This window comes from Rhodococcus sp. ARC_M12 (assembly GCF_022810385.1).
In the GTDB taxonomy this organism is placed as follows: Bacteria; Actinomycetota; Actinomycetes; order Mycobacteriales; family Mycobacteriaceae; genus Rhodococcoides; species Rhodococcoides navarretei.
Genome location: NZ_JALGQI010000024.1, coordinates 39,214 through 59,405, shown reverse-complemented (window position 1 = coordinate 59,405; position 20,192 = coordinate 39,214). Strand labels below are relative to the sequence as shown.

Annotated in this window: 6 protein-coding genes and 1 pseudogene; 6 read left to right on the top strand and 1 reads right to left on the bottom strand. The window is 62.6% G+C overall.

All coding sequences use genetic code 11. The annotated features are described in order from the left end of the window. Nucleotides 1-418 precede the first annotated feature (418 nt). The 3 genes and pseudogenes from MTX35_RS26155 to MTX35_RS24260 all read left to right on the top strand — a co-directional run. Nucleotides 419-664 (top strand): annotated as a pseudogene (locus MTX35_RS26155) (Wzz/FepE/Etk N-terminal domain-containing protein); the annotation flags it as partial. 219 nt (nucleotides 665-883) lie between these two features. Beyond that, a complete protein-coding gene (locus MTX35_RS24265; protein WP_308198166.1) occupies nucleotides 884-2,038 on the top strand; it encodes a polysaccharide biosynthesis tyrosine autokinase in 1,155 nt (384 codons plus the stop codon). Nucleotides 2,039-2,831: 793 nt separating this feature from the next. After that, nucleotides 2,832-5,657: a S8 family serine peptidase gene (locus MTX35_RS24260; protein WP_243597369.1), complete on the top strand. Its 2,826-nt coding sequence runs from the start codon at nucleotides 2,832-2,834 to the stop codon at nucleotides 5,655-5,657. 1,360 nt (nucleotides 5,658-7,017) lie between these two features. Here MTX35_RS24260 and MTX35_RS24255 read toward each other — a convergent pair. Then, nucleotides 7,018-8,793 carry a DUF4012 domain-containing protein gene (locus MTX35_RS24255; RefSeq protein ID WP_243597368.1) on the bottom strand — a complete coding sequence of 592 codons (1,776 nt, stop codon included), beginning with the start codon at nucleotides 8,791-8,793 and terminating at the stop codon, nucleotides 7,018-7,020. Between the two features lie 264 nt (nucleotides 8,794-9,057). Here MTX35_RS24255 and MTX35_RS24250 point away from each other — a divergent pair, with 264 nt between their 5' ends. The 3 genes from MTX35_RS24250 to MTX35_RS24240 all read left to right on the top strand — a co-directional run bounded on the left by MTX35_RS24250 (nucleotide 9,058) and on the right by MTX35_RS24240 (nucleotide 20,138). Then, on the top strand, nucleotides 9,058-18,861 hold the full coding sequence (locus tag MTX35_RS24250) for a non-ribosomal peptide synthetase (RefSeq protein ID WP_243597367.1): 9,804 nt from the start codon (nucleotides 9,058-9,060) through the stop codon (nucleotides 18,859-18,861). After that, nucleotides 18,861-19,739: a cyclopropane mycolic acid synthase family methyltransferase gene (locus MTX35_RS24245; protein WP_243597366.1), complete on the top strand. Its 879-nt coding sequence runs from the start codon at nucleotides 18,861-18,863 to the stop codon at nucleotides 19,737-19,739. Before MTX35_RS24250 ends, MTX35_RS24245 begins: the two co-directional genes overlap by 1 nt. Nucleotides 19,740-19,823: 84 nt before the next feature. Then, nucleotides 19,824-20,138 (top strand): hypothetical protein, encoded by a 315-nt coding sequence (locus MTX35_RS24240; protein ID WP_243597365.1) that lies wholly within the window; start codon nucleotides 19,824-19,826, stop codon nucleotides 20,136-20,138. Nucleotides 20,139-20,192 lie beyond the last annotated feature (54 nt).

The window sequence follows — 20,192 nt, the reverse complement described above, 5'->3', positions numbered from 1 at the left end:
GTTGTTGGTTGGGATGCGGAGGCGGCGTGTGGGTTTCTGCGGCGTGGTGGGGGTGGTGAGGTGGGGTGCGAGGATGAGCGGGGCGGGGATGTGTGTGACGGGGGGGGGGTGGGGGAGATGTGGTCCTAAGTCGACTGGTTCGGTTTCTCGCGGGCCTTGGTTGGCGATCGGTGGTTTGCGTCAGAAGCTTCGTTCATTTACCGGTGAAATGCTTGCTTCGTAGTTTTTAGGTAGAAGCGATGCTCTGATGAGGGGGTCGCAGTGGGGAATTGGAGCGGTAAGTCGCGTGCATCAGGTGCAAACCCCGCTGGAGGATGGTGTGGATGCGGCCTGGTGTACGCAATCGCGATAGCTATGTAACGATTAAGCCACGCAGTGACCCGTTGCGGATGTGTCGAACTGACGAGGAGCTCGGACCATGGAGATACAGGATTATGTGAAAATCCTGAGGACGCGGTGGATCGTCGTCGCTGTCACCGTGATCGTAGCCATCCTCGGCGCGCTAGCCGCGTCCCTGCTCACATCACCGCAGTACGAGGCGACTGCGAGAATGTTCGTTTCCACTTCCGGTGGTGCAACGGTGAGCGAGACGTACCAGGGCAACCTGGCTTCGCAGCAGCTAGTGGCCTCGTACTCAGAGTTAGCTACCAGCGAGGCTCTGGCCACCCGAGTTTTGACAGTGCTCCCGCTGGACCTGACCGCGAGCCAGCTAGCGGCAAAGATCAACGCGACGTCGACACCAGATACAGTGTTGTTCAATCTGACTGTCACTGATTCTTCACCTGCGCTCGCCCGTGACATCGCTAACGCCACTGCAGAGCAGCTATCCACTCAGGTCCGGGAACTGGAGACACCGGCGGATGGTGGAACCCCCTCAGCTGGTGTGAAGACGTTTCAGCAGGCCTCAGCGGCGTCTACGCCGGTAAGCCCCAACACCAAGCGCAACCTCGCACTCGGGGCAGCTGTGGGTGTGTTGATCGGCATCGCACTCGCGGTCTTGCGGGACCGTCTGGACAACACGATCAAGAATCGTCGTGAGATCGAGTCGATCTCCGGTAAAGCGCTCGTCGGCACGATCCCGTTCGATAAGGAACGCACAACGCATCCGGCCGTCGATTTCCAGGACCTCACCCAGTCGTCCAGCGCCGAGGCTTTCCGTGAACTCCGCACCAACCTGCAGTTCCTCGAAGTCGATCATCCTCCGCGCGTCATCGTCGTCACCAGCGCGATCCCGAGCGAGGGAAAAACGACCACAGCGGTGAACTTGGCGATCTCGCTCGCCGAGGCCGGGCACCACGTCGTTCTCGTCGAGGGCGATCTGCGTCGTCCCCGCGTCTCGAAGTACATGGGCCTCATCGGTTCGGTCGGTGTGAGTACCGTGCTTGCGGGTCAGGCGAAAGTGGACGAGGTGCTGCAGCCGACGAAATACGAGGGTCTGCAAGCCATGGCGTCGGGTCCGATCCCGCCGAACCCGTCCGAGCTGCTGGGTTCGGAAGCGTCTCGCGCCATGCTGGTGGAACTGCGCTCGAAGTTCGATTACGTGATCGTCGATGGCGCGCCGTTGCTGCCGGTCACCGACTCGGCCGTCCTCACCACCCATGCCGACGGCGCTCTCCTGGTGACCCGCTACGGGCACACCAAGAGCAACGAATTGACCCGGGCCATCGGTAATTTGGAGACAATCGGCGCGCACGTCCTCGGCGTGGTGTTGGCGTTGACGCCCTCGAAGAAGGGCGACATGTACAGCTACTCGTACAACTACACCGCCGACACAAACCTGCCCGCACAGGTGACACCACCGGTTCCTGCGCCTGCATCTCAGGCACCCGCGGCCTCATTGGCACCGGTGTCCCCGCCCAGTCCCGCACCGGTACACGCTCCGCCGACGCGGCAGTCCGCCCCGTGGTCCGCTTCCGCGTCGCCTGCTGCCGGTCCACGTACCGCAGAGTCGACGCAGGAATCCGATTCCCACCCTCGACCCCGCCGGTCGGAGGCTCCGCATCGAAACGGTACGGAGAACCCCAGGCTGCGGAAGTAGTTCTTATAGGGCTGGACTCACTTCGATCGTGAAGAGGTCGGCTTCGACCGTCCACTTGCCCCAATGACAATTCCCGCGAGGGTCATCGACGCCAGTAGTAGCCGCGTCGAGACGCTCGGAATCTGTGACATGGCAGCTACTGCGAACAGTAATTGAACGACAGTAGTGAGCCTGTTGCTGATAATGAGTTCTTTTTGTTGACGTCAGACCGGACCATCTCGGCCTTTTGTTCGTGACGGTGGGCCGGGGTTGTGGCAGAGGGGACTGCGCCGATACTGATGGAGTGGGGGAACCTGAAAGTCTTTCAGTTGCAGCCAGTTTCGATAGCGTACAACCAGATTGGGTCGCGGTTCTGTTACCACTCAACAGCCAAACCTTGTTACCCCCTTACGTGACCGCGTGGAACCAGCACGACTAACAGCTTTGTTCGGTCAGTCATTCGACTGGATTAAAAACGACAAGCGTGCATTGACCCGTCGGAATCCCCGTGCTACAAAATCCGTGCGCATGTGTGCAGCTGGGCGAAACAGGAGAAACGGTGCGGAAGAGTTCGATTGTTGCGTTCATAACGGCTCTCGGTCTGCTACTTGCGGCATGTGATCCACCGGGATCGGGATCGGCAGGGGGTAGTTCTGACCCGTCTTCGCCCTCAATTCCAACCGCGGGCCCTCCTCCAACAACGATTTCGCCGGCACCGAGCACCCCCGCGGAACCTCTAGAGCCCGCTGGTGCGGAATGGGAGTCGCCGGTTGTTCGATGGGAAGTAGCTGAAGGCACGACGAAAACCGAAGACTTGGTCTTCACGCCAGCGGGACGCCCAACGGATTTTCGAGTCCAGGTTGATGGTGATCTATCGGCGGTCATCGAGGCTCAGCCGCAGAACCTTGGCAGCGCAGAGGGCGGGCGCCTGGCGGTACCCGTGAACATTATGCTGCCCGCGCTTTCAAATCCGGCCTATTTTGGCACAGTCACATTGTACGACGGTGCGGATGCAATCAGTGAAGCTCTAAGCGTCGAGCTATTTACGCGATTTGCTGACGACTATGTGATCCCCGATCAAGCCTCCTCGGCTAGCGAGGAGCGCGTCCATTCCAATCCAGGAAATGGAAGTTGGATTTCAGACGAGGTACTTGTGTCCATTACGGATAGTGTCGTCGATAAAGATGGCAAAATACGGGAAATCGCGGCTCAGACAGGCGCAGTCATTACCGACTCGGCACCTTTGATATCGACATACAAGTTGAGATATCGTGGTTCACGAAGCGAAGATTTAGAGACTATTCTGTCGGAGTTGAAGAGTGAGCCAACAGTGTCGTCGGCAACCAGGGTCTACGTAGCCGAGACGGCACGGACGGCCAATGATCCCGAGCAGAGCTCGGACGCATTCGCTCGAAGTAAATTGTACGAAGCATGGGACACAACGACTGGCCGTGGGGTGAAAACGGCCGTAATCGATGTCGGTTTTGACCGCAACCACGACGATCTCAAAAATAACGTGTCGACCTACAACGGACTCGACCAGCAACCGCCAGGTGAAGACCATGGTACCGGCGTAGCGAGTATTCTCTGTGGTGAAGGAGACAATAATACAGGTGTAACGGGCGTTGCCTGGGATTGTGAAATGGATCTGAGAGGACTTTCGGACACAACAGTACTGACTATAGTTCAGCAGATGGAGGCAGCGGCGGAAGCTGGAGCAAAAGTAGTAAATATCAGTATGAGTTGGAAGCTTTGGAAAGATGAAACGCCTACGGATCACAGTCGGATTTGCTCGACAGAGCAACAGCGAGTGCTCGACGAAGCGGTAACGCGACCTTTTAACAGCGCTATCCGTGAGATCGCCAAAACGCACGACGTGCTCTGGGTGATCGCATCTGGGAATGAGGCGGTAGATGCGCGTTGCGGTGCACCGTCCAATGCCGCGCTCGTCGACCCGACAATTAAAAACACTATAAGCGTCGCTGCTCTAGATACGGCGACAAATGAGTTCAACAGCGACTCGAATTACGGCACCAGTGTGGACATTGTTGCTCCTGGTTCTGGCATCAAACATGCTGCTGCGTGGCGGTGCAGTCAGTGGCGTTTATGGGAGGAATGCGGTTACAAATATGACGAAAGTAGTGGGACATCGAATGCCGCACCGTTTGTCGCGGGCGTGGCGGCATTGGCCTTAAGCCTCAATGGAGCTTTGCCGGCTGCCGATTTAAAGAGTTGCTTTTCAGTAGGCGAGGAAGATTTAGTACGAGATCCAGGAGGTGCTCTTAGGCCCGCCTTGAATGCGGTTCGTGTTCTGGAGTGCGCGGAAAAAGCCGTCAGTCCACCTGTGGGCCCAACTCCAACCACCACGCCGGGACCGTCTGAACCACCGACGCCGCCCACGCCCATCCTTGGAGGGCTTACCGCTATTTCCGAGTGCTGCGCACATGTAGATTTTGACGATTTCAGGAATAACTTCGCGGCATCAATCAGCGGTGATGGTAGTCGAGTCGCGTGGCAGACCTCCCAGTTGAGTTGGGACGATTCTGATGTAAGTCCTGATTATGGGTTGCGTAGCGATCGGATTGTCGTCGCCGACACTCGGACACGTGACGTAACTACAGTCTCAGTTGCTCCGAACGGTGAAGTTCCCGACAATGCAAGCAGAAATGCCAAGATTAGCAGAGACGGAAATTACGTGGCATTTGAGTCTGTTGCGTCAAACCTCGTTGAGAATGCAGAGGCTATTGGTAATGCAGTTTATATCGCGAATTTGAACAATGGGTCGATCAGGCTGGTGTCTGCTGATACGGCGGGTATTGCAGCGAACGGTGGAAGTTCAAACCCAAGCATTAGCGAGGATGGGAAATTTGTTGCATTTGAGTCAACCGGAACCAATCTGGGGGGAAGTAGTGAGGGCACTTCGCAAGTCTATGTAAAGGACCTAGTGAGTGGCGCTGTGCGATGGGTCAGCAAGGACCTGGCAGGGTTGGGACTCCCAGACACAGGGGGGAATGACGCGGAGATTAGCAGCGATGGTAGTCGTGTTGCGTTCGTCGCTGGCTCGCCATCCCAGGTAGTTCTGGTTGACCTCGAAACCGGCGGCGCGAGTCGTGCGAGTATCCCAACCGTGGGAGACGATCTGCCCAACGGGGGATCATTTACGCCCTCTGTAAGTAGGGATGGCAGATATGTAGCGTTTTCGTCCCTGGCGGATAATCTTGTTGCAGGCGACACAAACGGTCGCTCGGATATTTTCATCTTTGACAGCGTTGAGAGGATAACGACGATGGCGACTAGGGAAATAAACGGTCAACAAGCAAATAACAGATCCGTCAGCCCGTCGATAAGTGCCAATGGCCGCTTCGTGTCATATCAAAGCAGCGCCACGAACCTGACTTCGGTACAGTTCGATCCGAATCAAGACCACAGTAATATCTTTATTTTCGATTCTGTCGACTCGCAAATCGATTTGCTTACGCCAGCCTACGATGGGTCAGCTGTCTCCTACGGCTATAGCAGTGGTCCGAGTATTTCGGCGGACGGCTCGGTGGTCGCGTTCGATTCGTCTGGTGTTGATCTGTTTTCGATCGAGAGGGATGCAGTCTACGACATTTTTGTTACTCCCAACCCACAAAGATGAATATCTCTACTCGACCCGTTGGGTAGTGCAAGTGGGGCGCTTCCGCAAATGCAGTGCGGGTGAGCTTTGAGGTTCACCCCGGATGGTGGACACCAAGATAGCGGGACCGATGGCTTCGCTAGAAGGATGTCCTCATGTCCCGCAAAGCGCAGGTCGTCCACGACCGAGTACAAGGTTGAGGCCGCCCGTCGGGTGATCGGTTCCGGCCGCGCCATCGCCGAGGTTGCCCGCGAACTCTGCCCTCGCGCGGAGCTCTCCTGCGTGAGGTGCCGGCATTCAGTTTTCAGAAGCGCCAAGTATGCAGTTTGACAACCAGATTGGATCAACTCCGGCAATGAAGTGCCGATCTGGACACCGTGCTATTGCGATCGACCAGGAGTCGAAAGGCGTCTACAGGGCACCGCTCATCACCACCGAACTTCGTGATCGGGAGTGATGAGCACCGACAGACCGTTGGAAAGAACATCCGCTCGCTCGGTAGAGTTTGAAGCCAGTCAATGTACCTTCAGGATACGCACGGCCGTCGTCCATCCGTTCGATTGGTTCCCCGGTGACCTGGTGCAGCGCCGGTTCGATCAGGATCGCCTCCACGCGGTGCGGGCCTCCGAGATCACGTACCTGACCTGCGGCGGCGGCGATAAGGACGTATGCGCGATCAAGGACGAACATCGGAGAAGGCACTCGAGTGGGCTCGGGCTGACCGGATGCGACCCAAGCTGGTCCTCGCGGCTCTAATTTCGGCGGTCGCTGAACGCGGCAGTTATGTAGCGGGCACAATCATGCATTTGGGCAGAGGAACTCAATGCGCTGCTGGGATCGTGAAGCAGGCGTGCGACCGGTACGGGTTGCGCCGTTCGATGGTCGCAACCGGCATATGATGGGACGACACCGGTGCCGAGAGCTTGTGGTCGACGTTTAAGCAAAAGTACTACTGCCGCCACGTTTTCGTTGTCAACACTGCTTTAGTTGCTGCAGTTAATAACTGGATGGACTTCCACACCACTCCCCGTAGGCACTCCACGCTTGGGATGCTTAGCCCCCAAAGTTGCGAACAGTCACTGAACGCGCACTGCATGCGTAACTGTTGTCGACTTGTCGGAATGCACATTGTACGCACCCGTACCAAGGCTGGCGTCTCGATCGGCGGCGCGGTGATATTGGCAGGTGCTGGCCCAACTGGTTCGGGAGACGGCTTGGCGCAGATACGTCGAGATGGTCCTGATGCTCCGAGGGTCCCGCCCGAGAACTGGTACATAACATCAGCAATCGTGAACCTATCGGCGCGCGGTATCGAGCCCGCCGCCGATAGATATTTCATTCGACCGAATGACCATGAGTCGGTGACCGCGTTCCCGAGCGATCAGCACTGCGGAACGTCGATGCTCACTGTGGGCTCATCCACCAGAGGCTGCACAGGCACCGTCGCCTCACCCGGAGCGGAAGGCTCTTCCAGTTCCCACGTGACTGTCTGCGATTCACCTGGAGGAACGGTGAGGTACGCAGCCTGCACCGGTCGGCCCAGCTCGGTGCCGGCCTGAATGGAGAATCCCGTGATGCCGTTGACCTTCATCGACGTGATCTTCGCGCCCTGAGTGCCGTACAGGTAGACGATCGATTCGTTGGTGCCGTACTCCACCGTCGGCTGGAATGTGCTCGCCACGTACGACGTCAGACCCGCCGGATCCACGTTGTTGGTCAGGGTGGCCGTCACGGTCGACTTGCGCGTACCTGAGGTGCAGGACTCCGCCGAATACGTGATCTCGCGAGAGAGGTAGTAATCGAGCTTGTTGCCACCGGCGTTGTTGACCACCACGTTGGCGTACGGGGCCGGGCTGTCCGGCAACACGTGACCCACCTTGGTACCGGCCAGAATTGCCTGCTCGGCCGGGTCTGCACTCCATATCGAGATGCGGCCTTCGCTGCCGGCGCGGCCCACTGCGTCGAGCAAAGGTCTGGTGGGTGCCGCTCCCGTGGTCATCTTCTGCACCACGGCAGCGGCGATCTCCTGCAGATACGCCTTGCGGGCCAACTGGTCGTCGCCGAACCTGGAATAGGCAGTACTGAGCGTGATCTCGACGACGTTGTCAGCAGTGATCTGCTCGCCGTCGGCCAACGTGACCGGGCCGGTGGCACCGAGGATGTAGCTCAACGCAATCGGGTCGGTGGCGATGGCACCGTTGAGCGCCTCCCCGGTCTGTTCCGTCCACATGGACGACCAGATCTGGCCGGCATACGGAAAGTGCGGGCTCGCGTTCGAGTTGCGGAAGTCGGTGGTGGTGTTCCGGGGAGCCCACAGTGCGTTGTACTCGGGCCCCAGATCGATGGGCTGCTCCGCGAACTCGAGTTCGTTGTTGGCACCGAGAGTGTCGACGCGGGCCGTGCCGTTCTCGGCTCGAATGATGCCGTAGCCGCCGAGCAACCCGCCGGTGCCACGAGCTTCCGCATTGGTCTGGAACGCGAGGAAGTAACTGCGCGGGCCGTTGTCGCCGAGCATCGACGGCAGCAGTTCGCTGGCGATGCGGGTGTTGGTGAGCAGAGTCGCGAGATCGTGCGTCTGATCGATCAGCGACGTCCGGGCCTCGTCCACCACGCCGAGGAAGGCGGGCTCGTCCACCTGCTGGGCGCGCTCACTGAGCTCGTCGGCTGCTGCGGAGGTCTGCTGCAGTACCGGTTGCGCATCCCGTAGGGCCGCGGTGTCCACCTTGCCACCGCCCTCGACGAGGCTGCTCGGATTCAGGCTGGCACCCGCGGCCGACGCGGGGGCGAGTACGTCGACGGCCAATCCCTGCACCACATCGCTGATCTGCGCTACCGATTTCAGGGGACTACCGAGATAGGGAACCGCTTTGGCGATGGAGAACGGAATGGACGTCGTCGCCGAGACCGCATCGTCCGCGGATTCGGAGGCGCGCGCCGCGGCTGCCTCGGCTCCGGCCGAATCGCCGTCGAGCAAGGCGTCCTTGGCCTGCGTGGCCGAATCGCGAGTGGCCGTCAGACTCGACTGCGCGGAATAGGATTCGTAACCAAGCCAGACCACAAAAGCGATGACAATGACCAGAAATACCCCCACCGTGATGAGAATCGGCCGCTTTCTGCCCGATTTCCGACCACGGGTATCGGTGGAACTGGTTGCCATCGTCGGTGGCCTCTCGGTCGAGGAAATGTATTCGAGTGCACAGCCTAAGGGGGAGTAGTCGATCTGGCGTACCTGTAGTGCGATCCAGGTAGAGCATTCACCCCGTGTCGACTAGTTTGTAATGGGCGATGAAAGATCTACGTCGATGGTGGCGCGCCGGCCGAATCGAAGCCGTCAGGGCGCGTGCGTTGAGGAGGTCGGGGAGTGTCGCCAGAGGCGGATGAGCGGTTCGAGGATGGCCGCTTCCCTCTGTCGGCTGCTCAGATGAATATCTACCTCGCTCAGCAGCTGGCCCCGGATGTGCCGTTCACCATCGCTCAATACGTCGAGATCCACGGCGATATCGATCCGGCCGTGCTGATTCGTGCGACGGACATCGCCTGCCGACGGCTCGAATCGCCCGCAGTGCGAATCGGTGTGGACGACGGTCACCCGTACCAGTGGTCGGACCTCCGGGTGCCCTACGCGATGATCTACCGTGACTTCACCGACCGCGAGCATCCCATCGAGGATGCTCAGCGATACATGGACGAGCAGTACCGGCAACCCGTCGACCTGGTTCGCGATCAACTGATCGCCTCCGAGATCATCCAGGTGGGCCCGTGCCACTACTACTGGTACAGCCGGGCGCACCACATCGTCATGGACGGACTCGGCGCAATCTCGGTGCAGGAGCGCACCGCTGCGGTGTACACCGCGTTGATCTCGGGCACCGAGATCCCGAAGACCCGCGCGATCGGAGTGCGGGAGATCTACGACTACGAGGCCGCATACCCCGATTCCTCCCGCTACGAGACCGATCGCCAGTACTGGCTCGGTCGACTCGACGGCCACCTGGAGGCTCCCCGGCTGGCCGGTAGCCCGAGTGAACCAGCCGCTCCCAGCGGAGTGACGGTGAGTGTCGGTGCGGTGCTCGACGCAGACCTCACCGAAGCCGTTGCCGCAGTGGCACATCGGTACAACTCCTCCGACGTCCCCGTCGTGCTCGCCACGTTCGCGCTCTACCTCGCGCGCATGACCGACACCGAAGACGTCATGCTCAGCTTGCCGGTGTCGGGCCGAGCGACTACGAAACTGCGCGAATCGTCCGGCATGATGTCCAACGTCGTTCCGCTGCGCATCGGCGTCGAGCCGGGAGTCACCGTCGAGGAACTTCTTCGACGGATTCAGGTGGAACTCACCGGCGCACTTCGCCATCAGCGCTTCCGTGTCGAGGACATGCAGCGGGCGACCGGCGACGGTACCGGCAGTGCTGCCGCGGGCCGGGGAGTATTTGGCCCCACGGTGAATATCATGATGTACAACAGCACAATTCGGCTCGGTGACGTCATCGGCGAATACCGCGTGCTCTCCAGCGGCCCCATCGACGACATGATGGTCAACGTCTACCCCGGTGTCGCCGGCACCAGCACCCGCGTCGACTTCCTCGGTAACCCGGCCCTCTACAGCACCGACGAGCTCGCAGCCCACCATCGACGCTTCCTGGCACTCCTGCGCGAGATGGTCCATGCACCCGAGGGGCTCGCCGTGTCCGAGCTGGAGGTGCTCGACGTCGACGAGAAGGAAGCGTTGCTGAGCGCACGTCCCACGGCGACCGAGATCCCCGTACCGCTGCCCTCGCTCCTGAGAACCGGCACCGTGGTGCGTGCCACCGGAGTCGATCAGTCCAGTGAAGACTTCCTCCTGGTCGTCGAACACATTGCTGCGCAGCTTCTCTCACTGGGCGCGGCGAACGAGACGCGCATCGCCGTTGCCATCGAACGCTCCTACGAGTCCGTGCTCGCATCATGGTCTGTCTCCACTGCTGGCTCGTCGTTCGTTCCTCTGGACCCCACCGAACCCGCCGAGCGGCTGGCCGCAGTACTCGCCGACGCGAACGTCGCTTTCGGTGTCACCACCAGCGATGTGCTGGAACAGCTTCCGAGCACGATCGAATGGTTCGACATCGAAGACCTACTCGACGCGGACGCACGGCCGTTCACGCCGCCGACCGTGAGCGTGGACAACGAGGCCTACCTGATCCACACCTCGGGGTCGACCGGGAAACCCAAGGCCGTCAGCGTCACTCACCGCGGACTCGCACAACTCGCGGCCAACGTCGTCGAACGGTATGCCGTCACCCCCGACTCGCGCGTGCTGCACGCGGCCTCACCGGTGTTCGACGCGTCCCTCCAGGAAATTCTTGCCGCATTCGCTGCGGGTGCCACCCTGGTGATCGCCCCGGCCGACGTCTACGCAGGCCCTGCCTTCGCCCATGTGTTGGACAGCGAGAAGATCACGCATCTGATCACCTCGCCGACGGTGCTGGCCACCCTCGACCCCGACGACCTCGGCTCCATCGAGGTCTTCGACGTCGGGGGAGAGGAGTGCCCGCCCGCATTGCGTGACCGGTTCGTCTCCGCCGATGCGGCGATGCGCAACGCGTACGGGCCGACCGAGGCGACGGTGTTGGCCACGTTGTCCGACCCGATGCAGGCCGGCGAACGGGTGACCATCGGCGCTGCGCTGCCGGGCGTCCGCGCCCTGGTGCTCGACGCGCACCTGCGGCCTACGCCGTGCGGCGGCGTCGGCGAGCTCTATCTCGGCGGCGACGGACTCGCCCGCGGGTACAGCGGCCAGCCGGGCGTGACATCGACGCGCTTCGTCGCCGACCCCGGGGTTTCCGGAGCTCGGGTGTACCGCACCGGAGACATCGTCCGCCGGTCGTTCGACGGCTCCTCGCTCGAATACCTCGGCCGCAGCGATCAGCAGATCCAGCTGCACGGGCGTCGTCTCGAACTGGGCGAAGTGGAGTCCGCGGCCACGACCTGTGGGGGAGTGACTGCCGCAGTGGCCGTCGTTCGCGATGACCGACTCGTCCTGTATGTCACCGGAGAATCGGCGGCGCTGGACGATCATCTCCGAAACCGCTTGCCCGCTTGGATGGTTCCCAGTGCCGTCGTGGTTCTCGACGCCCTGCCGATGACGGTGAGCGGCAAGGTCGACCGTCGTGCGCTGCCAGCCCCCGTTGCGCTCGTCACCACCGAATACGTTGCGCCGCAGACCGATGCCGAACGTACCGTGGCGAAGGCATTCGCCGACGTCCTCGGCGTCGAGAAGGTGGGGCGCGAGCACTCGTTCTTCGAGCTCGGCGGTGACTCGCTCAGCGCTACCCGAGTTCTCGCACGCCTCGGTTCCTCGATCTCGTTGACCGTGTTGTTCGCCGACCCCACAGTCCGCGCAGTCGCCGCGGCCGTCGACGCATCCTCGGCGCGGGAGGTCTCGCTCGAGCTAGTCGATACCGTTCTGCCGTCACGTGTCCCGTTGTCCTACGCGCAGCAGCGGCTGTGGTTCCTCAACCAGTTCGATCCCGCATCGCCCGCGTACAACATGCCCGTGGTAATCCGAGCACGCGTCGGAGCCGGTGACGACCACTCGTTGGTTCTGACCGCTCTGCGCGACGTCATCGAGCGACACGAGGCCTTGCGTACGTACTACCCGGCCGACGACGACGGCCCGCGGCAGGTAGTGCGGCCCACCGATACCGTCCTCGTCGAGGTGCCCGAACGCACTGTCTCCGAGCGCGATCTGGACTCCGCTGTCGCAGCCGCCGCGGCCCAGGGATTCGATGTGACGGCCGAAGTACCCATCCGCGCAACGCTTCTACGAGTGGAAGAATCCGGCGACACCGTCGTCGTGGTCGTGGTGCACCACATCTCGATGGACGGATGGTCGGTCGACCCACTCGTACGCGACTTCGCGTTCGCCCACGCCTCACGTGGCGCAGGTCACGCACCCACCTGGCCACGCCTACGCGCGCAGTACGGCCAGTACGCGGCGTGGAACCGCGCAGTGGTGGATTCGGTTGCCGACGAACAACTCTCGTTCTGGGCTTCAGTTCTGGGTGATGCGGACACCGCGTCGGCGGAGCTGCCCGCGGACTTCCCCAGGCCCACCGTGCAATCGATGATCACGGACGCAGTGCCCTTCGAGATCGGGTCGACGCTGCACACGGGTATTCGTGAGCTGGCCCGATCGACGAACTCGACGACGTTCATGGTCGTCCATGCCGCCGTGGCTGCGGCCCTGAGTCGCTTCGGTACGTCGAACCGGGTGGTGGTCGGGTCTCCGACTGCAGGGCGAGGTCACGAAGCGCTCGACGAGATGGTGGGCATGTTCGTCGGAACCCTGCCTCTCGCAGTCACTGTGGACCCGTCGGAGAGTTTCGCGTTGTTGCTCGCTGCAGTCCGCACCGCAGACCTCGACGCCTTCTCGCATTCGGATGTCCCGTTCGAGCGCATCGTCGACGCCCTGGCGACCGACCGATCCCTGGACCGGCATCCGCTGTTCCAGGTGATGCTGGCCTTCGACAATGCGCCGCACCGATCGATCGAGGATCTGCCCGTCTCGGTGCTGGAGATACCCACCCGCACCTCCGAGTTCGATCTCACTCTTGTGCTGGCGGAAGAACCGGGTGATGCGGCGGTCATCACCGGCCAGATCGAGTACTCGATCGACCTGTACCAGCGGGCGACTGTCGAACAGTTCGCCTCGGTGATCCTGGCCTTCCTGAACGCGGCGGTCGCCGAGCCCGCTGTTGTCATCGGTGACCTGGCGCTGGCGGAGACTCCCGCACTGCCGTCCGCCATGTCCGGCGGCACGCTACTCGACGTGTTGGCCAGTGGCACAGCAACTTCCGGTGATGCTGTCGCCATCGACGGCCTGGACTCGGTGACGTACGCCGCGCTCGATTCTCGCTCGAACCGAATCGGGCGGCTGCTCGTCGCACACGGCGTCGGACCGGAAACTCTCGTCGCTCTGTCCCTCGAACGCTCGGCCGACTACATCGTGGCGTTGTGGGCCGTGGTGAAGGCAGGCGGCGCATTCGTCCCCGTGGACCCGCGCTACCCGGCCGTTCGCCGGGAACAGATGCTCGAGCACATCGAGATCGGCCTCGGCGGCGTAGAGCCGACGGTGACCTGGCTCGATGAGCATCAGGCCCAGCACTTCAGCGACCTGCCCCTGACCGACGCGGACCGCCTGGGATCGCTCACCCCTGCGCACCCCGCCTACGTGATCCACACGTCGGGGTCGACGGGAACACCCAAGCCCGTCGTGGCGACGCATCAGGGTGTCTATTCGCTTGCGCAGCAGGTAGTTCAGCGGTACGACGTGACATCGAGTTCGCGCGTGCTACATGGATATTCGGTGAACTTCGATGCCGCGGTACTCGAACTCGTGCTTGCGTTCGGGGCCGGGGCGACCATGGTGATCGCGCCACCCGACCTACTGGGTGGGGACGAGATGGCAGCCTTTCTCACTGCGCACCGCGTCACCCACTACCTGTCCACGCCCGCGGTGCTCGCCACCGTGCCGCCGACCCCCGGGGTCGAGACCGTCGCCGTCGGCGGAGACGTGTTGGGCCAGGGCGTCGTCGACGACTGGTCGGCGGGACGGTCGATGCTGAACGCCTACGGTCCCAGTGAGGCGACGGTGGTGGCCACGCTGGCCGAGTCGCTTCGCGCCGGAGAGCCGGTCACCATCGGTCGACCGTTGCCGCATGTGGGAGCGCTCGTGCTCGACGACCGGTTGCGGCCGGTGCCACTCGGGGGCATCGGAGAGCTTTACCTCGCAGGGTCGGGTGTGGCTCGCGGCTACCGCGCGGACCCGTCGTCGACCGCTGCGCGCTTCGTCGCGGCACCCGGCGGCACACGGATGTATCGGACCGGCGACCTCGTCCGGCAGCAGCTGTCGGGTGTACTCGACTACCGCGGTCGCCGGGACGACCAGGTGCAGATCAACGGTGTGCGGATCGAACTGGGCGAGATCGAGAGTGCCCTGACGGCGCACCCGGACGTCACTGCTGCAGTGGCGACGATGCGCGAGAACAGAATTCACGCGTGGGTGGTGGGACTCGACGCGCAGGACGCAGCCACGTGGCTTCTGGACAGGCTGCCGTTGTCGACGCAGCCGGCCGCAATCACCCGGATCGACGGTATTCCGCTGACCGGTAATGGCAAGGTGGATCTCGCAGCCCTGCCGTCCGAGACGCTGCCGGACGGCGATCCGGCGGCGGTACGCACCTTGGCGCAGGAGGTCGTTCTCGGAATCTTCGCCAACCTGCTGGGAATCGACAATCCTGCCGTCGACGACAATTTCTTCGTCCTCGGCGGGGACTCTCTCGTCGCGACGCGTGCTGCGACTCGCATCAGCGCGGCGCTCGGCACCCACGTTCCGGTTCGGACCATCTTCGAATCGCCCACCGCGGCACAGCTCGCGGCCTCGATCGAGTTGCTGTCCGAGAACTACACCCCACTACCCGCTCTGGTCCACAATCCGGACTCACGCTCCTACCCCGGTCTTGCCCCGGCCGAGCGACGAATCTGGCTGCAGAATCGCTACGACCCGACATCGGCCGCCTACAACATCGCCGTCGAGGTGCCGCTCCCGGCGGATCTCGATCTAGACGTTCTGCGCGCCGCGATAGTGGATGTGCTGGAACGGCATACACCGCTCCGCACGGTGTACCCGTCGGCCGGCGATGGTCCCGTCACCGTGGTTCTCGACCCGCAGATCGTGCTGTCGACGCTGGACGATGCCCATGCCGCCCATGACATTCCGGCTCTGCACGGCTTCGACCTGACCCTCGAGGCACCGCTGCGTCTGGCCCTGGTGAACCGAGGCGGCGAGCGGGTGCTGTCTGCCGTTGCACACCACATCGCGATCGACGGCCTCTCGCTCCGTCCACTGGCCCGAGACATCGAGATCGCTCTGCTGGCCCGACTGTCCGGATCCACACCGGAATTCGGACCGCTGGCCGTCGACTACTCGGACTACCGAGTGTGGCAGCGCGACGTTCTCGACGCGGTGGCGTCGGATCAGCTCGAATTCTGGCGTCGTACTTTGGCCGGCGTACCGGAGTTTCTCGACTTGCCGACCGGGACTCCCGACGCGTCGGTCGATGCGAGTCCGGTGGAGTTCGCCGTGGACTCGGAGACCCTCACTCGTCTGCGCACGCTCGCCCATGGGCTGGGCGCGACGGTGTTCGTCGTGGTCCACGCAGCGCTGGCCGCCGTGCTCTCCGAAGCCAGTGGCACCCAGGACATCGCCATCGGCACCCCGGTGGCGGGCCGCTCCGACCCGGCGCTGGACCACCTCGTCGGCATGTTCGTCGGTACCGTCGTCCTCAGGACGCAGGTCGATCCGTCGATGACGTTCGCGGACTTCGTGACCGCCGTGCGCGACCGCGATCTTGACGCATTTGCGAACTCGGACGTGCCGTTCGAGTGGGTGGTGGACGCCGTGCAACCCACTCGCGCGGTCGATACCCATCCGCTGTTCCAGGTGCTCCTGGCCTTCGGGGATATGGCAACTCCGACAATCGAACTCGGGTCTTCGCAGATCGCCCCGCGTCGCGTGGACATCACGGCCACGCAGTTCGACCTCGAGGTGGTGGTCGAGGAGTCCGAGTCCGGACTGCTCGGCCATCTCGGGTACTCGCCCGCCCGGTTCTCGCGCTCGGTGATTCTCGGACTCGCCGAGCGTCTGACCGAGGTGTTGACCCTGGTCGGGGCGCAGCCGAACACCCGGCTCGGCAGCGCGGACTTCGCGCACGCCCCGTCGGCCGTCGCCTCCAGCCGCGACAGCGCACCCGAACGCTGCACCCTGGCGGCGGTGTTCGAGCAGGCAGTGACGAGCTGGCCGGACAATGCCGCCGTGATCGACGACTCACGATCGTTGACCTACCGCGAGGTGGACCGACAATCGAATGCCCTGGCAGACAGTCTGATACGTGCAGGAGCTGGCCCCGGTGCGCTGGTGGCGATCGCCTACCCTCGCTCCGTCGAGTACCTCATCGCGATCTGGGCGGTGGCCAAGACCGGTGCCGGCTTCCTGTCCATCGACCCGTCTCAACCCGTGGCTCGGGTGCAGGAGATTCTCGATCGGGCAGCGCCGATCATGGGAGTTGCTGCTGCAGAATTTCATTCGATCGGCAGCGACTGGGTGAGCGTCACCGGCGACGAACTCGACCGCGTCGACGTGCGGGGCGCACCGTTGGACAGCGTGGCCTACGTCGTCTACACCTCCGGTTCGACCGGGGCACCCAAAGGTGTGCGGGTGACGCACCGCGGCATCGCGAATCTGGTGCAGAGCCAGCGAGACTTGTTCGACGTCGAGCCGGGATCGCGGGTGCTGCAGTTCGCATCCCCGAGCTTCGACGCGTCGATCTTCGAGACCCTGATGGCCGTCGGCGCGGGAGCCGCCGTGGTGATCGTTCCGTCCGAGGTGCACGGAGGACGCGAACTCGAAGCGCTCATCGATCGACATCAGGTGACCCACGCCTGCCTCACCCCGACCGTGCTGCAGGTGACCGACGCGGAGGCCGTGCCGTCGCTTCGGGTGATCGTGATGGCGGGTGAAGCCGCCAATTCTGCTCTGCTGCAGCGATGGTCCCGTGATCGTTCGGTGTTCAACGCCTACGGCCCCACCGAGGGGACCGTCATGAGTACCTGCACCAGTGACCAGCGTGAGTGGGGCCCGGCAAGCCCGGTGACCATCGGCGGACCGGTTCGCGGCTTCGACGCCGTGGTCCTCGACGCCCGGTTGCGCCCGGTGGCGAACAACGTCGTCGGGGAGCTCTACCTCGGCGGGGCCGGTCTTGCGGAAGGATACGTGGGGCAGAGCGGAACGACGGCGAGTAGCTTCGTTGCCGATCCCTTCGGCGACGGACGGCTCTACCGCACAGGTGATCTCGTGCGCTGGGTGGTGCGGGGCAGTGATCGCGAACTCGAGTATCTGGGCCGAGTGGATTCACAGGTGAAGATTCGCGGCCATCGCGTCGAGCTGTCCGAGGTGGAAGCAGCGTTGCTGCGTCACCGAAATGTGCGTCAGGCCAGCGTGATCGGTCGTGCGCACTCTCTGGCTGCCTACGTGGTGGGTGGCGTCGAACCGCGGGAGGCTCGCGAGTTCCTGGCGCGGACGCTCCCGGCGTACATGGTGCCCAGTACCGTGACCGTCGTCGAGGCACTGCCGATGACGTTGTCCGGCAAGGTCGATGCGAGCAGGCTGCCCGAGCCCTCGGTGATGTCGACCGAACGACGCGCCCCGGTCTCCGCTCACGAGGTGGTGGTGCACGCGGTGTTCTCCGACGTACTGCAGGTAGCAGGCGAGGACATCGGTGTGGACGACAACTTCTTCGATCTGGGCGGGCACTCCCTCTCGGTGGTGCAGGTGATGGATGCGCTGGGGGACCGGCTGGGCCGTCGGCTGCCCATCAGCCTGCTGCTGGTGCATCCGACGATCTCGGCCCTGGCCGCGCAACTCGATGCGGGCGAGCAGGGTGCGGACAGTGCTTTCGAGGTGGTGCTTCCGCTGCGGACCGAGGGCGTGGGCGCACCGCTGTTCTGTGTGCACCCGGCTATCGGAATCGCGTGGAGTTACTTCTCGCTGCTCGGGGAGACCGAACGTCCGCTGTACGGGTTGCAGGTGCCCGGTATCGCCGACGGTGACGCCGCACCGACCTCGATCGAGGAGTTCGCCGAGAGGTACGTGCGCGAGATCCGAGGCGTTCAGCCGCACGGCCCCTATCACCTGGTCGGGTGGTCGCTCGGCGGTGTGATCGCGCATGCTGTTGCCGCTCAACTGCAGTCGGAGGGTGAGGACGTCGCCCTGCTGGCGCTCGTCGACGCTCAGCTGTGGGCACCCGAGGGGGCTTCGGAGTTCGGCATCGACGATCTCGCTCTTCAGCTCGGGGTCGAGGGTGACTCGTTCGAGGACATCGTGGATCGATTGCGCGAGAACAGAAGTGAACTGGCGTTTCTCACCGAGGATCATCTGCAGCGAATGTATCGTCCCGTCGCGATGTCTCACACCTGGGTGGCGTCGTACGCGCCCGCTGTGTTCGCGGGTCCGGTGCACTACTTCGCCGCTCGTGGCTCGCACGGTGCGCACCATTGGACGGAATTCGTCGACGGTCGGATGTCGGTGCACCGGGTGGATGTGGAACACGAAGACATGCTGGGCGAGCTCGGTGCCCGTGCACTAGGCCGAGTGATCGGCACCGATGCGGTGGGGAAAGGTGTGGCGTGATGAGCGAACAACTGGAGCCGTACGTCGATGACGTGCGAGCGCATTACGACCTGTCGGACGAGTTCTTCGCTCTGTTCCTCGATCCGAGTATGACGTACAGCTGCGCCTACTTCGAGCGTGACGACATGACGCTGGAGGAGGCGCAGACGGCCAAGATCGACCTCGCCCTCGGCAAGCTCGACCTGAAGCCGGGCATGACGTTGCTCGACATCGGTTGCGGTTGGGGAGCTCTCGCCAAGCGGGCGGTGGAGAAGTACGACGTCAACGTCATCGGTCTGACGTTGAGCCGAAATCAGTACGAGCACGGTCGCGCCGTCGTGGCCGACCTGTCGAGTGAACGCACCGTCGACATTCGGCTGCAGGGGTGGGAGGAATTCGACGAGCCCGTCGACCGGATCGTCAGCATCGGCGCGTTCGAGCACTTCAGGCGCAATCGATACTCCGCATTCTTCGCGAAGTGCCGCTCGCTACTGTCGGCCGATGGTCGAATGTTGTTGCACACCATCGTCATCACGCCACCCGATCCGGCTTCCGGGGCGGGCGGACTCACTCGCGAGGATGCGCATTTCTCGCGCTTCATCCTGCGCGACATCTTTCCCGGCGGACAGTTGACGCTCGTCAAGGTGATCAAGTCCAAGGCGGCCGAGGCCGGCTTCGAGTTGCTTCGGGAGCATCCCCTGAGGCTGCACTACGCGAGGACACTCGATACCTGGGCCGAGAAACTGATTGCTTCCCGTGACGAGGCCATTGCCGTGTCTTCGGAGGCGACGTATGACAAATACGTTCAGTACCTCACCGGCTCGTCGGCTCGATTCAAGAGTTCACGCATCGACGTTGTGCAATTCACGCTGGCCGCTGCAGACATACCTGTGGAGTGACGTTGCGTCTGACGTTTGACTAGAGAGTTCGACTAAGTACTCTGGCTAACAACAGTGATCGTGGTCGTTGAACGCGGAGTCGGGGTGGAAGAGTTGAAGAGCATCCGGACTCCGTTGGGTGTGACCCTGCCGTCGGTCATATATGCAGCAGTGGTGTCGCTGGCCATCACCTTGGGTTCCGCGTTGACGATGGCAAGGCTCGGTTTGCCGTGGTGGGCGTGGGTTGTTCAATTCCTTCTCCTTCTGGGCGTTGCTTTCGGAATCACCGAAACCAGCGCCACCCCAGCAGGCGAAGGGGTTTTTACAGTTACCAACGCGCGAACATTTGCTCTGGCCGGTGGTGGCCTGGTGCTGTTCGTCGTCGTGGTCGCGATCATTCTCGTCCTCGGGTCCGAATGAGCCCTGCGGCGCCGCACGAGAACGGCGTGCCTGTGCCAGGATTGACCCGCGCAT